Origin of the sequence: Streptomyces sp. NBC_01142 (assembly GCF_026341125.1) — a bacterium.
Classification (GTDB): domain Bacteria; phylum Actinomycetota; class Actinomycetes; order Streptomycetales; family Streptomycetaceae; genus Streptomyces.
In genome coordinates this window covers 1810565-1825054 of record NZ_JAPEOR010000002.1, presented here as the reverse complement: position 1 = coordinate 1825054, position 14490 = coordinate 1810565, and the positions used below count along the sequence as shown (strand labels likewise).

The window sequence follows — 14490 nt, the reverse complement described above, 5'->3', positions numbered from 1 at the left end:
CGTACGCACGGGAGGGCCGCTCAAAGCTCCCCGGGCACGTGCCCCGGCCAACGCTTGCCTGGGACGTCCCCCAAGACATCCCATGAACGTCCCCCAAGACGTTCGCGGCATCGCCACTTAGACTCCCGAGGAGCCTGAATGGTTACCCCCAAATATCTGTGATCTAGGTCTCCTTGTGAAGGTCTTGTGACCTATTTGTAGTCACAAGAAGGAGCGGAGCCGCAGGCTGTTGGTTACCACAAATACGGATGAAAAGGCCATCGCGAATCCGGCGATCATGGGGCTGAGCAGGCCTGATGCCGCGAGAGGCAGTGCGGCCACGTTGTAGCCGAAGGCCCAGTAAAGATTCCCTTTGATTGTGGCCAGAGTCCGACGTGCGAGACGGATCGCGTCCGCTGCAACCCTCAGATCCCCCCGTACGAGGGTGAGGTCACCGGCCTGGATCGCCGCGTCCGTGCCCGTACCCATCGCCAGGCCGAGGTCCGCGGTGGCGAGTGCGGCCGCGTCGTTCACACCGTCGCCGACCATCGCAACGCTGCGGCCCTCGGCCTGCAGACGCTTCACCACCTGCACCTTCTCCTCGGGCATGACCTCGGCGTACACCTCGTCGATGCCGACCTCGGCCGCGACGGACGCGGCCACCGCTCTGTTGTCGCCGGTCAGCAGGACGGGGGTGAGGCCGAGGGCCCTCAGCCGTTGGACCGCTTCGGCGCTGGTGTCCTTGACCGCGTCGGCGACCGTGAGGACGCCGAGGGCCTTGCCGTCCCGGGCGGCGAAGACGGCCGTACGCCCCCCGGGGCCGGCAGCGGCGGCTGCGGCGTCCATGAGCTCGCGCGGCAGCTCCACGCCCGCGTCCTCGAGCAGTCGGGCGCGGCCGACCAGCACCTGGTGGCCGTCGACGACCCCGCGTACGCCGAGGCCGGGGACGTTCGTGAAGCTCTCAGGGGCCGGGAGGGGGCCGACCCGCTCCTCGGCGCCCGCCGCGACGGCGCGGGCGACGGGGTGCTCCGAGGCGTGCTCCAGTGCGCCCGCGAAGCGCAGCAGTTCGTGCTCCTCGGCCGTTTCGGCGGCGTACACGCCCTGAAGGCGCATCCGGCCGGTGGTGACCGTCCCCGTCTTGTCCAGTACGACGGTGTCGACCTTGCGGGTGGACTCCAGCACCTCCGGTCCCTTGATCAGGATGCCGAGCTGGGCCCCGCGGCCCGTACCGACCATGAGGGCGGTCGGGGTGGCCAGGCCCAGTGCGCAGGGGCAGGCGATGATCAGCACGGCGACGGCGGCGGTGAACGCGGCGGTCGGGTCGCCGGTCACCAGCAGCCAGACGGTGAGCGTGGCGACGGCGATCAGCAGCACGGCGGGGACGAAGACGGCCGAGATCCGGTCGGCGAGGCGCTGCACCTCGGCCTTGCCGTTCTGGGCGTCCTCGACCAGCCTGGCCATCCGGGCGAGCTGGGTGTCCGCGCCGATCCGGGTGGCCTCGACGATGAGGCGGCCGGCGGTGTTGACGCAGCTGCCGGTGACCGGGTCGCCCGCGGTCACGTCCATGGGGACCGATTCGCCCGTGAGCATCGAGGCGTCGACGGCGGAGGTGCCCTCGACGACCGTGCCGTCGGTGGCGATCTTCTCGCCCGGGCGTACGACGAAGCGGTCGCCGACGGCGAGCCGGTCGACCGGGATACGCACTTCCGTACCGCCGTACGTGCCGCCCTCCTTACCGCCGTCCGTGCCGCCTCTCAGTACGGAGACGTCCTTGGCGCCCAGCTCCAGCAGGGCCCGCAGCGCTGCGCCCGCCTTCCGCTTGGAGCGTGCCTCCAGGTAGCGGCCGAGGAGGATGAAGGTGACCACGCCCGCGGAGACCTCGAGATAGATCGTCGAGGCGCCGTCGGTGCGGGAGACGGTGAAGTCGAAGCCATGGCGCATGCCGGGCATACCCGCGTCCCCGAGGAACAGCGCCCACACGGACCAGCCGAAGGCGGCGAGCGTGCCGAGTGAGACCAGGGTGTCCATGGTGGCCGCGCCGTGCCGGAGGTTGGTCCACGCGGCCCGGTGGAAGGGCAGCGCACCCCAGACGGCTACGGGGGCGGCGAGCGTGAGCGAGAGCCACTGCCAGTTGTCGAACTGGAGAGCCGGGATCATCGCCATGAGGACGACGGGCGTGGCGAGCGCGGCGGAGACGATCAGGCGTTGCCGGAGGGAAGCCGGGCCGGCGTCCGTGGCCTCGGGAGCCCCGGGAGTCGTGATCTCTGGTGCGGAGTTCGCTGCGGGTTCGTTCGCGGGCTCGGGAGGCGGGGGTTTCTCGGCCGTGTAGCCGGTCTTCACGACGGTGGCGATGAGATCGGCGACCTCGGTCCCCTCCGCGTAGGAAATCTTCGCCTTCTCCGTCGCGTAGTTGACGGTGGCGCTGACGCCGTCCATGCGGTTGAGCTTCTTCTCGACGCGAGCGGCGCAGGAGGCGCAGGTCATCCCGCCGATGGTGAGCTCCACCTGGGATGTTTCCACTTTCGGGACTCCAGGAAAACGGGTGCCGGGCCGTACGTGACCAGTATCGGACTGGTCGGGTACGACCCGGCGCGAAGGCCTTGCGGGGACCTGCGGGGACCTTGCAGGTCCTGCGGGCCGGTGGTGAGGGCGCCGGGTGGTGAGGCGCCGGGTTGTTGTTGGGGGAGTGGGTGTTCAGGCCCTGTCGACGAGTTCGTACCCGGCCTCGTCGACGGCTTCGCGCACGGCCGCCTCGTCCAGCGGGGCGTCGGAGATGACGGTGACCCGGCCGGTGGAGGCAACCGCCTTCACCGAGGTGACGCCTGCGATCTCGGAGATCTCGCTCGAGACGGCGCCCTCGCAGTGGCCACAGGTCATGCCGGTGACCTGGTAGACCGTGGTGACTCCACCGATCTGCACGTCGGCCGCACCGTCGTGGCAGGAGCCGGTGGGTGAGCAGCAGGAGCCGCCCGCCGGGGCTGTCGCGGACTCGGTCTTCGTCTCGGCGGTCATGGCGTTCTCCTCTTCGAGGGCTTCAACACGTACGAGTTCATGGTGCGCCGGAGGGTCGCGGGACATGCCGCAACACCCTGCCTCCGACACTTTATACCCCTAGGGGGTATTAATGCGAGCTCTGATCGCGTGTCCCACAGGTCTCCGTGGGGAGCACCGCCTCGCCGAGGATCGGATCCAGGTAGCGGAACATGACCTTCTTGATCTCCGTCACGTACGCCTGCCGTTCGGCGCCTTCGAAGGCGAGGACCAGGTCCAGTCCGGCCTTGAAGATGGCGAAGGTCATGGTCGCGATGCGGGAGAGGTCGGCCGGCGGGGCGTCGGGGAGGTAGCCCGCGATGATCTCCCTCATCCGGGCGAGCAGGCCTGCGTGGACGGTGTCGAACTCCTGGGTGATCTGGCCGGGGACGTCGGGACCGTGCATCAGGACGGCGAAGGCCGGGTTCTCGTAGTTGAAGGCGAACAGGGGGTCGAGGACCGCGTCGAGCAGCTCGTCGAGCGGGAGATTGAGATTGGCGGCGGCCAGGGCCTCACCGTGGGACTCGCGCCACTGCTGGAGGAGCCGGCCGCCGAGCTCGACGGCGATGGCTTCCTTGTTCGGGAAGAACTGGTAGAGCGTGCCGGGGGAGACGCCGGCCTGGCGGGCGATGGCGTTGGTGCTGGCGGCGGTGTAGCCGGTGGTGCAGAAGACGTTCGCGGCGGCGTCGAGGAGCTGGGCGATGCGCCGCTCGCCGCGGGCCTGGCGGCGACGGGGCCTGACGGTCGTGGCGTCCGTCGCCGCCCCGGCGCCCCCGTCGGTCGAGCCTGTCCCGGCGTCCCCGTCGGTCGCGCCTGTGCTGGTGGTCGTCGCGGCGGGCTCGGACTTGGCGCGCTTGGTGGCCCGGGTGCTTCGGGCTGCCCCACCGGTCGTGGCGGCCCCACTGGTCGTGACGGCCCCGCCGGTCGCGGAGACCCCGCCGGTCGTGACGGCTCCGTCGGCCCCGGCGGTCTCGGCGGGCTCCGGCGTCGTGGGCTCCGGCACGTGAATTCCCCAGCCTTCCTTACGTGGTTGACAAACGCGAGCGGTCGCTCGCATTCTTGGTTAATGCGAGCGATGGCTCGTGTTTGCCAGTCTATGGCAACGGTCGCCCATGCTGCCTGCTGGAAGCCTGCGCACGGGCCACGGTGAAGGGGACACCGCACCATGTCCGAAGTCAACAGCCCACCACGCGTCGGGGGATGGACCCGTTTCGTCACCGCGCGGCCGCGGCTCGCGCTGCTGGCCGCACTGGTCCTCACCGCACTCGCGGTGTTCGCGGGCAGTGGGGTCGCCGACCGTATGGGCAGCGGAGGCTTTGAGGATCCGACCGCCGAATCGACGTATGCGACCGAGGCCCTGGAGCGGGAGTTCCCCGCCTCCCAGCCGAATCTGCTGCTGCTCGTGGACAGCGGACGGGCGAGCGTGGACGCCCCGGCGGTCGCCGCCGAGGCGCGGCGCCTCGGGGAGCGGCTCGCCGCCGAGAAGGGCGTCACGGGTGTCGGTTCGTACTGGCAGACGGGCTCGCCCGCGCTGCGCGCCGAGGACGGGCGGCAGGCGCTGATCGCGGCCCGGATCGAGGGTGATGAGAAGGCCGCGGCCGAGGTGCTGGAGCGGATAGCCCCCGACTACCGGGGTGCGCACGGCCCTGTGAAGGTCTCGGTGGGCGGCCCGGTTGCCGTGCAGCACGAGATGACGACCATCATCCAGGAGGACCTGCTGAGGGCCGAGCTGATCGCCCTGCCGGTGACGCTGGTGCTGCTGGTGATGGTCTTCGGCAGCGCGATCGCGGCACTGCTCCCGCTGGGCGTCGGCATCGTCGCCATCCTGGGGACGAACGCCGTGCTGCGCGGGATCACCGAGTTCGCCGATGTCTCGGTCTTCGCGCAGAACCTCACCACGGCTCTGGGGCTCGGACTCGCCATCGACTACGCCCTGTTCATCGTGCGCAGGTTCCGGGAGGAGCTCGCCGCGGGGGCGGAAGTACGGGAGGCGGTGGGCTCCACACTGCGCACGGCGGGCCGCACAGTCCTCTTCTCCGCGCTGACCGTGGCCGTGTCCCTGGCCGCCATGATGGTCTTCCCGCAGTACTTCCTGCGCTCCTTCGCCTACGCCGGGATCGCGGTGGTCCTGCTGGCGGCGGCCGCCGCGCTGATCCTGCTGCCGGCCGCGCTGATGCTGCTGGGGCACCGGGTCAACGCACTGGATCTGCGCCTCCTGCTCCGGCGTGGACGGGACAAGCGCGCGGACAAGCACGCGGACAAGCACCTGCCGTCCGGAGAGCCCGGGGAGTCCGGAGTGTCCGGCCGGTCCGGGGAATCCGACGCCGGATGGGCGCGCGTCGCTGCCCTGGTGATGCGCCGCGCACCGCTCTTCGCCTTCGCCACCGTCATCGGGCTGGTGCTGCTCGGCCTGCCGTTCCTGGGCGTGAAGTTCGGTACGCCCGACGACCGGCAGCTGCCGTCCACCGCCGAGTCCCATGTGGTTCAGCAGCAGATACGGGACGGCTTCCCCGGTAGTCCCGCCGGCGGACTCGAGGTGATCGCCGAGGCTCCGGGATCCGCCGGGTCCGCGCCCGCCCCCGCCGCGTACGCCGAGTACCGCGACCGGATCGCCGCACTCCCGGGCGTACTGAGGGTCGACGGACCCGTCACCTCGGGCACGTCCGCCTACTTCACGGTGCAGCCCGAGGGGGAAGCGGTGGGGGAGGGAGCCCAGAAGCTCGTCCATGAACTGCGCGACACACCGGCCCCGTTCGAAACCTCGGTGACCGGCAGGGCCGCAGTGCTGGAGGATTCCAAGTCCGCCATAGCGGACCGGCTGCCCCTGGCGCTGGGGATCATCGTCGTGGCGACCCTGCTGCTGGTCTTCCTGCTCACCGGCAGTGTGCTGATCCCGCTCCAGGCGGTCTTGCTCAACGCGCTGAGTCTGACGGCGATGTTCGGGGCGGTCGTCTGGGTATTCCAGGACGGCAATCTCTCCGGGCTGCTCTCCTTCACCTCCACCGGAGACATCGAGACGACGCTTCCCGTGCTGATGTTCTGCATCGCCTTCGGGCTCTCCATGGACTACGGCGTCTTTCTGCTCTCCCGGATCAAGGAGGAGTACGACCGCACCGGCAAGCACGAACATTCGGTGAGGTTCGGCCTTCAGCGGACCGGCGGACTGATCACCGCGGCGGCCGTCATCCTCGCGGTGGTGATGGTGGGCATCGGCACCTCGCGGGTGACCAACACCAAGATGCTGGGCCTCGGGATCGCCCTGGCGGTGCTGATGGACGCCATGGTGGTGCGCAGTCTGCTCGTGCCCTCGGTGATGAAGCTGATGGGCGCCTCGACCTGGTGGGCCCCCGGGCCGGTGCGCCGGTTCCATGAGCGGTTCGGGCTCAGTGAGGGGGAGATACCGCAGCCCGCGCCGCAGCGGCCGGATCGCCGGTCCGATGCCGATCCCGAGCCGGCGGCACGGGGCAAGGTCAAGGCCTGACGCCCCGGTTGCGTCCGTCGGGCCGAAGGCACGACGGCACTGACGGAACCAGCGGCACTGACGGAACTGCCCCACCAAGACGGCACCGCACGGCCCCGCCCCGCACCGGACCGTAGTGGTGCGGGGCGGGGAAGGGCGGGGCAGGGTCCATGGGCTCGGCTCACTCCCTGCGGCCCCGGTTCCCGGGACGGTTGGCCACCCAGATGCGGATCGTGTCCGCGTACCAGTAGGGCTTACCGGATTCCACATGATCGGGCGGTGGAAGGTGACCGTGCTTGCGGTACGAGCGGACCGTGTCCGGCTGTACGCGGATGTGCGCGGCGATCTCCTTGTAGGACCAGAGTCTTCTGTCCGTCATACGCGTGGCACCTCCCTGCGTGCGCGGCAGCGGCGGCCGGGGGGCCTCGGGGGAGCTGCAGCGCGGACGCTGGCGATCACTGAGCCTGTGCCCCTTGAACGACGCCGAGTGGAACGAGGAACAGGGCTGTTGATCAGCTGTGACGGAAGACTCGCGGAATGGAGACATGCGTGATGAGAAGGCGACAACCGTGACAGAAGTGGTGTGCGTGCGTCAGGCGCCGCAAGAGCGCAGAAAGCCGCGGGTGCGCTGAGCGATCGGGAAGGGTTTGTCCGGCGGGCAGGGGTACATGTCCTGTTCGACGATGGCGAAGAGTTCGACGTCCAACGCCTGGGCCGCGGCCAGTACGGGCTCCAGAGCGGGCACTCCGGACGGCGGCTCGCACATCACGCCGCGGCCGACGGCCGGCCCGAACGGCACCTCGCCGTCGACCACTTCGGCGAGGATCTCCGGGTCCACCTGCTTGAGGTGGAGATAGCCGATGCGCTCCCCGTAGGTCTCGATCAGCTTGACGCTGTCGCCGCCGCAGTAGGCGTAGTGCCCGGTGTCCAGGCAGAGCGAGACCAGGTCGGGATCGGTGGCGTCGAGGAAACGGCTGACGTTCTCCTCGCTGTCGATATGGGTGTCCGCGTGTGGATGGACGACGATCTTCAGCCCGTAGCGCTCGCGCACCTCGTGGCCCAGTCGCTCGGTCTGGGCAGTGAGATCGCGCCACTGTGACGGGGTCAGAGTGCGGTCCTCCAGCACCTCGCCGGTCTTGTCGTCGCGCCAGAAGGAGGGGATGACGACCAGATGTTCCGCGCCCATCGCGCGCGTGAGCGCTGCGATGTCCGAGACGTGGGCCCAGGTCTTCTCCCAGACCGCCGGCCCATGGTGCAGCCCGGTGAAGACCGTCCCGGCCGAGACCTTGAGCCCTCGCTGGGCGGTCTCTTCGGTGAGGCGGGCGGGGTCGCTCGGGAGATAGCCGTAGGGGCCGAGCTCGATCCACTCGTACCCGGCGCGAGCCACCTCGTCGAGGAAGCGCTGCCAGGGCACCTGCTGAGGATCGTCGGGGAACCACACCCCCCAGGAGTCGGGGGCCGAGCCGACCCGGATGCGGTTCAGGGAGGGAGCGGAGGAGGTCATGCCGGTCAGCTTTCCGGCCGTCGAAGAGGGGTGTCAAGGCTTCGTCCGAATGTAAGGACAAAATGTTGACAGGGCTCAGGAGGGGCGACTAGACCTGGGGGCAGCCGGTGTTGAACCGAAGGGACGCGTATGCCTCAGCCGTACGACGTGATCACGATGGGCCGGATCGGAGTGGACCTCTATCCGCTGCGGACCGGGGTCCCGTTGGCACAGGTCGACACGTTCGGGAAGTTCCTCGGCGGCTCGGCCACCAATGTCGCGGTCGCGGCGGCCAGACTGGGCCGGCGGGCGGCGGTCATCACCCGCACGGGTCAGGACGCGTTCGGTGAATATCTCCACCAGGCGCTGGGGGAGTTCGGGGTCGACGCCCGCTGGGTGACGGCGGTGGCCGCCTACCCGACCCCGGTCACCTTCTGCGAGATCTTCCCGCCCGACGACTTCCCCCTCTACTTCTACCGGCAGCCCAAAGCCCCCGATCTCGAGATCCACGAGCGCGAGCTGGACCTTGAGGCGATCCGTGCGGCGCGGGTCTTCTGGATGACCGGCACCGGACTGTGCGCGGAGCCGAGCCGTACGGCGACGCTGGCAGCGCTCGCCCACCGGGGCCGCTCCGGCACCACTGTCTTCGACCTCGACTGGCGGCCGATGTTCTGGGGCAACCCGGACGAGGCACGGCCGTACTACGCCGAGGCCCTGGCGCACGCCACCGTCGCCGTGGGCAATCTCGAGGAGTGCGAGATCGCCACGGGCGAGCGCGAGCCGTACGCCGCGGCCCGCGCGCTGCTCGACGCCGGGGTCGAGCTTGCCGTCGTCAAACAGGGACCCAAGGGTGTCCTCGCCGTGCACCGCGACGGGACGCAGGCCGAGGTCCCGCCCGTCCCCGTCGAGGTGGTCAACGGCCTGGGCGCCGGCGACGCTTTCGGCGGGGCGCTCTGCCACGGCCTGCTCTCCGGATGGGAGTTGGAGCGCATCATGCGATACGCCAATGCCGCCGGGGCCATCGTCGCCGCGCGCCTCGCCTGCTCCTCCGCGATGCCGTACGCCCCCGAGGTCGACCAGGTCCTCGCGGGAGGCCCGGTCCCGCCCTCCGGCCTCCCGGTCCCAGGCTCCGACCTTCCCGCCCCGTCCTCCGCCGTCCCCGTCCCGTCCGGCACGGCAGCCCCGAAGCCCGGCGAGACGGCTCCACCAGGAGGCGCTTCGTGAGCCGTGTCGACATCGCCGAGCTCGTCGGGATCCGCACCCGGCACCCCGAGGCCGTCGCCGAGGCCGCCACCCGGCGGCGCAGGCGGCCCGGGCTCATCGGCGAGAGCGGGCGGCTGATGATCATCGCCGCCGACCACCCCGCCCGCGGAGCCCTCGGCGTCGGCGACCGCCCCTTCGCCATGGCCAACCGCCTCGATCTGCTGGAGCGGCTCTGCCTCGCACTCTCCCGCCCGGGCGTCGACGGCGTCCTCGCCACCGCAGATATCCTCGACGACCTGCTGCTTCTCGGCGCCCTCGAAGGCAAGGTCGTCATGGGCTCGATGAACCGCGGGGGCCTGGCGGGAGCGGTTTTCGAACTCGACGACCGGTTCACCGGCCACCGCGCCAAGGACCTGGACCGGCTCGGTTTCGACGCGGGCAAGCTGCTGCTCCGCATCGACTACAACGACCCGGGCTCCCTCGACACCCTGGACTCCACTGCCCGTGCCGTCGGCGAGATGGCCGAGCGTCAGCTTCCCGTCTTCATCGAGCCGTTCATCTGTCACCGGACCGACGGCCACCTCCGGAACGATCTCAGCGCGGAAGCAGTCACCCGGTCGATCGCCATCGCCTCCGGGCTGGCCGGCACCTCCGCGTACACCTGGCTGAAGGTCCCCGTCACCGACGACCCCGACGACATGGCGGCCGTGATGGAGACCTCGACCCTGCCGGCGGTCATCCTCGGCGGCGAGATAGGGGACGACCAGGACGGCGCGTACGAGAAATGGCGTGGTGCGCTGCAACTGCCCACCGTCCAGGGAATGGTGGTGGGACGCTCGCTGCTCTATCCGGTCGACGGGAACGTCGCCGGGGCGGTCGATACGGCCGTGGGACTGCTGTAGGGGGTACGGAGAAGTCATGAGCGACCAGAAGCACGAGTGGTACGTACCGGCCGACAGCGCGGCGAGCGGACCGTACGCGCTGCGTATCGACCCCGAGCAGGCCGGCTGGGGGTACTCCGGCCTCCGTGTGCTGGAGCTGGAACCCGGCGGCTCGCACTCCTTCGCCGCGGGTGACAGTGAGTGGATCGTGCTCCCGCTCAGCGGTGGTTGCACGGTGCGCACGGAAGGCAGGATCTTTGAACTGCTGGGCAGGGAAAGCGTGTTCGGCGGAGTGACGGACTTTGCCTATGTCCCGCGCGATGCCCATGCACAGATCGCCTCCGGTGCGGGAGGCCGCTTCGCCCTGGCAGGAGCGAAGTGCGAGCGACGACTCCCCGCTCGCTACGGCCCCGCGCCGGAGGTACCGGTCGAGCTGCGCGGCGCAGGCAACTGTTCGCGCCAGGTCAACAACTTCGCCGCGGCCGACACCTTCGAGTGCGATCGCCTCATCGCGGTCGAGGTGCTCACGCCCGGCGGCAACTGGTCCTCCTACCCGCCGCACAAGCACGACGAGCACCGCCCCGGCGTCGAGGCCGAGCTCGAGGAGATCTACTACTTCGAGATCGACCGCGGCGGCATGGGCTACCACCGGGTCTCCCCCTCGCGGCCCGGCGGCACCGACGTCCTCGCCGAGGTTCGCACGGGCGACGCCGTCCTGATCCCCGACGGCTGGCACGGCCCTTCCATCGCGGCCCCTGGGCGCGACATGTACTACCTCAATGTGATGGCAGGGCCGGGCGAGACGCGGGAGTGGCTGATCTGCGACCACCCCGACCACGGCTGGATCCGCGACACCTGGCCGGAACAGCCCGTCGACCCCCGGCTGCCGCTGTACGAAGCCGCAGCCGGAACCGCAACCGCAGCCCGCAGCGCAGCCGGGACTCGAGCCGAAGCCCAGGAGGGCCCCCGATGAGCAGTACGCGCAGCAGTACGCGCCGACTCACCGTCGCCCAGGCGCTCGTCGCGTTCCTCGCCCGCCAGTACACCGAGCGCGACGGCCACCGCCACCGTCTGATCAGCGCCACCTGGGGCATCTTCGGCCACGGCAACGTGGCCGGCCTCGGCCAGGCACTCCTGGAGTCCGGCAGCACAGGGCTTCCCGGGGAGGCGCCCCCGGGACCCTCCATGCCGTACATCCAGGGCCGCAACGAACAGTCCATGGTGCACGCCGCCGTCGGCTACGCCCGCCAGTCCCGCCGCCTCTCCGCCCACGCCGTCACCACCTCCGTCGGACCCGGCGCGACGAATCTGGTCACCGGCGCCGCGCTCGCCACCATCAACCGGCTGCCCGTCCTGCTCCTGCCCGGCGATGTGTTCGCGACCCGCCCCGCCGACCCGGTCCTCCAGCAGCTCGAAGTCCCTTACGCGGGCGATGTGTCGGTCAACGACACCCTGCGGCCCGTCTCCCGCTACTTCGACCGCGTCACCCGCCCCGAGGCGCTGATCCCCGCGGCCCTGCAGGCCATGCGTGTCCTCGCCGACCCTGCCGAGACGGGCGCGGTCACGCTCGCGCTCCCGCAGGACGTGCAGGCCGAGGCGTACGACTGGCCGGAGGACTTCTTCGCCGAGCGCGTCTGGCAGGTGCACCGCCCCCGTCCCGACCGGGACGCACTGGACGCGGCGCGCCGGGCGCTCACCGCCGCCCGTCGCCCTCTGATCGTCGCGGGGGGCGGCGTCCACCACAGCGAGGCTGAGGAAGCGCTGAGATCCTTCGCCGACGCCACCGGCATCCCGGTCGCCTCCACCCAGGCGGGCAAGGGCTCGCTGCCCCACGACCACCCCTGCGACGTCGGCGGCATCGGCCACACCGGCACAGCCACGGCCGACGAGCTGGCCCGTACCGCGGATCTGGTGATCGGCGTCGGCACCCGCTGGTCCGACTTCACCACCGCCTCGTCGACCCTCTTCCAGAACCCGGCCGTCCGCTTCCTGAATCTCAACATCACGTCCTTCGACACCCACAAGATGGCCGGTCTCTCCCTGGTCGCCGACGCCCGCGCCGCCCTCGAAGAGCTCGCCGGGGCGCTGGGCAGCCGCTTCCGCGTCGAGCCCGCGTACGAGTGCGAGTACGCCGACGACAAGGAGCGCTGGGAGTACCGCGTCGACGCCGCGTACGAGGCCGAGGACCCGGACACCCGCCCCACCCAGCCCCAGGTGCTCGGCGCACTCGACACTCTGGTCACCGGTGACGACATCGTGATCAACGCGGCGGGTTCGCTCCCGGGTGACCTCCACAAGCTGTGGCGCACCCGTTCCAGCGACCAGTACCACGTCGAGTACGGCTACTCCTGCATGGGATACGAGATCCCCGCGGCCATCGGTGTCGGGATGGCCGCACCCGGCCGCCCCGTTTGGGCACTCGTCGGCGACGGTACGTACCTGATGAATCCCACCGAAATCGTCACGGCCGTGCAGGAGAACGTCCCCATCAAGGTCGTGATCCTGCAGAACCACGGGTACGCCTCGATCGGCGGCCTCTCCGAGTCGGTGGGCGCGGAGCGCTTCGGCACCGCCTACCGCTACCGGGCCCCCGACCGTACGTACACAGGGGCTCCGCTGCCCGTCGACCTGGCCGCCAACGCCGCCTCCCTCGGGATGCGGGTGATCCGTGCCAAGACAGTGCGTGACCTGCACGAAGCGCTTGCCGAGGCCCGCGCCGCGGACGTTCCCACATGTGTCTACGTCGAGACGGAAACGGCAGACACTGTGTCGGGCGCGCCCCCGGCACAGGCGTGGTGGGATGTTCCGGTGGCCGAAACCGCGACCCGCCCGTCAGCGGTCAAGGCCCGGGAGGAGTACGACCGGCAGGTCGCAGCCCGACGCCGCCATCTCTGAAGGAGCATGAAATGAAGACCGTCAACCACTGGATCGGTGGCAAGGCCGTCGAGGGCGCGTCGGGCAACTGGGGTCCGGTCACCGACCCCGCGTCCGGCGCCGTCACCACCCAGGTCCCGCTGGCTTCGGTGGAAGAGGTCGACGCGGCCGTCTCGGCGGCGAAGGAGGCGTACGCGATGTGGGGCACGTCCTCGCTCGCGCAGCGCACCGGGATCCTCTTCCGCTACCGCGCGCTGCTCGACGCGCACCGCGACGACATCGCCGCGCTGATCACCGCCGAGCACGGCAAGGTCCACTCCGACGCGCTCGGCGAGGTCGCCCGCGGTCTGGAGATCGTCGAGCTCGCCTGCGGCATCACCACCCAGCTCAAGGGCGAGCTGTCCACCCAGGTCTCCAACCGGGTCGATGTCTCCGCGATCCGTCAGCCGCTCGGCGTCGTCGCGGGCATCACGCCGTTCAACTTCCCGGCGATGGTCCCGATGTGGATGTTCCCGCTGGCGATCGCCTGCGGAAACACCTTCGTACTGAAGCCGAGCGAGAAGGATCCCTCCGCCTCCAACCTCCTCGCGGAGCTGGCCACGGAGGCCGGGCTGCCCGATGGCGTGCTCAATGTCGTCCACGGCGACAAGGTCGCGGTGGACGCGCTGCTCGCACACCCGGACATCTCGGCGATCTCCTTCGTCGGCTCGACGCCGATCGCCCGCTACATCCACACCACCGCCTCCGCCAACCACAAGCGCGTCCAGGCGCTGGGCGGCGCGAAGAACCACATGCTGGTCCTGCCGGACGCGGACCTGGACGCGGCCGCGGACGCCGCCGTCTCGGCGGCGTACGGCTCCGCCGGCGAGCGCTGCATGGCGATCTCGGCGGTCGTCGCGGTCAGCTCCATCGCCGACGAGCTGGTGCAGAAGATCCGCGAGCGCGCCGAGAAGATCAAGATCGGCCCCGGCAACGACCCGACCTCCGAGATGGGCCCCCTGATCACCAAGGCCCACCGCGACAAGGTGGCGTCGTACGTCACGGGCGCGGCGGCCCAGGGCGCGGAGGTCGTCCTGGACGGCACGGGGTACACCGTCGACGGCTTCGAGGACGGTCACTGGATCGGCCTGTCGCTCCTCGACAAGGTCTCCACCGACTCCGACGCCTACCGCGACGAGATCTTCGGCCCGGTGCTGTGTGTGCTGCGCGCGGAGACCTACGAGGAGGGCGTCGATCTGATCAACGCCTCCCCGTTCGGCAACGGCACGGCCATCTTCACCCGCGACGGTGGCGCGGCCCGCCGCTTCCAGATGGAGATCGAGGCGGGCATGGTCGGCGTGAACGTTCCGATCCCGGTGCCGGTGGGCTACCACTCCTTCGGCGGCTGGAAGGACTCGCTCTTCGGCGACCACCACATCTACGGCAACGACGGCGTGCACTTCTACACCCGCGGCAAGGTCGTCACCACCCGCTGGCCGGACCCCTCGGACGCCCCGGCGGGCGTGGACCTGGGCTTCCCCCGCAACCACTGACCGCCCGCACGTAATCCCGCGCGTAAATTGGGTGGTCCGGCCGTTCCG

At 70.3% G+C, this 14490-nt stretch carries 11 protein-coding genes; 6 read left to right on the top strand and 5 right to left on the bottom strand.

Annotated features, from left to right (window positions below):
* Window positions 1-201: 201 nt before the first annotated feature.
* From OG883_RS25715 to OG883_RS25705, 3 genes are all read right to left on the bottom strand, one after another.
* Complete coding sequence (locus OG883_RS25715; protein WP_266545205.1) at window positions 202-2499, bottom strand: cation-translocating P-type ATPase; 2298 nt, start codon at window positions 2497-2499, stop codon at window positions 202-204.
* Window positions 2500-2673: 174 nt separating this feature from the next.
* On the bottom strand, window positions 2674-2991 hold the full coding sequence (locus OG883_RS25710) for a heavy-metal-associated domain-containing protein (protein ID WP_266549423.1): 318 nt from the start codon (window positions 2989-2991) through the stop codon (window positions 2674-2676).
* A gap of 109 nt (window positions 2992-3100) precedes the next feature.
* Window positions 3101-4012, bottom strand: a complete 912-nt coding sequence (locus tag OG883_RS25705; RefSeq protein ID WP_323180970.1) for a TetR/AcrR family transcriptional regulator — start codon at window positions 4010-4012, stop codon at window positions 3101-3103.
* A gap of 162 nt (window positions 4013-4174) precedes the next feature.
* On the opposite strand from OG883_RS25705, the gene OG883_RS25700 reads away from it, so the two are divergent.
* A complete protein-coding gene (locus OG883_RS25700; RefSeq protein WP_266545203.1) occupies window positions 4175-6490 on the top strand; it encodes an MMPL family transporter in 2316 nt (771 codons plus the stop codon).
* A gap of 160 nt (window positions 6491-6650) precedes the next feature.
* Here OG883_RS25700 and OG883_RS25695 read toward each other — a convergent pair whose 3' ends face one another.
* Together OG883_RS25695 and OG883_RS25690 are read right to left on the bottom strand one after the other, a co-directional pair.
* Window positions 6651-6848, bottom strand: a complete 198-nt coding sequence (locus tag OG883_RS25695; RefSeq protein ID WP_266545201.1) for an AlpA family transcriptional regulator — start codon at window positions 6846-6848, stop codon at window positions 6651-6653.
* Between the two features lie 213 nt (window positions 6849-7061).
* Complete coding sequence (locus OG883_RS25690; RefSeq protein WP_266545199.1) at window positions 7062-7973, bottom strand: sugar phosphate isomerase/epimerase; 912 nt, start codon at window positions 7971-7973, stop codon at window positions 7062-7064.
* A gap of 129 nt (window positions 7974-8102) precedes the next feature.
* Between OG883_RS25690 and iolC the strand changes: the two genes are divergently transcribed.
* Genes iolC through mmsA form a run of 5 tightly spaced genes read left to right on the top strand, consistent with a single transcriptional unit; the run spans window position 8103 to window position 14442 of the window.
* Window positions 8103-9176 (top strand): 5-dehydro-2-deoxygluconokinase, encoded by a 1074-nt coding sequence (gene iolC / locus OG883_RS25685; RefSeq protein ID WP_266545198.1) that lies wholly within the window; start codon window positions 8103-8105, stop codon window positions 9174-9176.
* Window positions 9173-10057 (top strand): deoxyribose-phosphate aldolase, encoded by an 885-nt coding sequence (locus OG883_RS25680; RefSeq protein ID WP_266545196.1) that lies wholly within the window; start codon window positions 9173-9175, stop codon window positions 10055-10057. Before iolC ends, OG883_RS25680 begins: the two co-directional genes overlap by 4 nt.
* Before the next feature lie 16 nt (window positions 10058-10073).
* Window positions 10074-11009 (top strand): 5-deoxy-glucuronate isomerase, encoded by a 936-nt coding sequence (gene iolB, locus OG883_RS25675; RefSeq protein ID WP_266545195.1) that lies wholly within the window; start codon window positions 10074-10076, stop codon window positions 11007-11009.
* The gene (iolD, locus tag OG883_RS25670) at window positions 11006-12931 is read left to right on the top strand and encodes a 3D-(3,5/4)-trihydroxycyclohexane-1,2-dione acylhydrolase (decyclizing) (RefSeq protein WP_266545193.1); all 1926 of its coding nucleotides are present in this window, start codon (window positions 11006-11008) and stop codon (window positions 12929-12931) included. The genes iolB and iolD overlap by 4 nt, the downstream gene beginning before the upstream one ends.
* 11 nt (window positions 12932-12942) lie before the next feature.
* Window positions 12943-14442, top strand: a complete 1500-nt coding sequence (mmsA, locus tag OG883_RS25665) for a CoA-acylating methylmalonate-semialdehyde dehydrogenase (RefSeq protein WP_266545191.1) — start codon at window positions 12943-12945, stop codon at window positions 14440-14442.
* Window positions 14443-14490: the final 48 nt, after the last annotated feature.

Excerpts from the sequence above, each read along its gene's own strand:
- OG883_RS25710 (WP_266549423.1), bottom strand. The coding sequence starts at position 2,991 with ATGACCGCCGAGACGAAGACCGAGTCCGCGACAGCCCCGGCGGGCGGC.
- OG883_RS25690 (WP_266545199.1), bottom strand. The coding sequence starts at position 7,973 with ATGACCTCCTCCGCTCCCTCCCTGAACCGCATCCGGGTCGGCTCGGCC.
- iolD (WP_266545193.1), top strand. The coding sequence starts at position 11,006 with ATGAGCAGTACGCGCAGCAGTACGCGCCGACTCACCGTCGCCCAGGCG.
- OG883_RS25695 (WP_266545201.1), bottom strand. The coding sequence starts at position 6,848 with ATGACGGACAGAAGACTCTGGTCCTACAAGGAGATCGCCGCGCACATC.
- OG883_RS25700 (WP_266545203.1), top strand. The coding sequence starts at position 4,175 with ATGTCCGAAGTCAACAGCCCACCACGCGTCGGGGGATGGACCCGTTTC.
- mmsA (WP_266545191.1), top strand. The coding sequence starts at position 12,943 with ATGAAGACCGTCAACCACTGGATCGGTGGCAAGGCCGTCGAGGGCGCG.
- iolC (WP_266545198.1), top strand. The coding sequence starts at position 8,103 with ATGCCTCAGCCGTACGACGTGATCACGATGGGCCGGATCGGAGTGGAC.
- iolB (WP_266545195.1), top strand. The coding sequence starts at position 10,074 with ATGAGCGACCAGAAGCACGAGTGGTACGTACCGGCCGACAGCGCGGCG.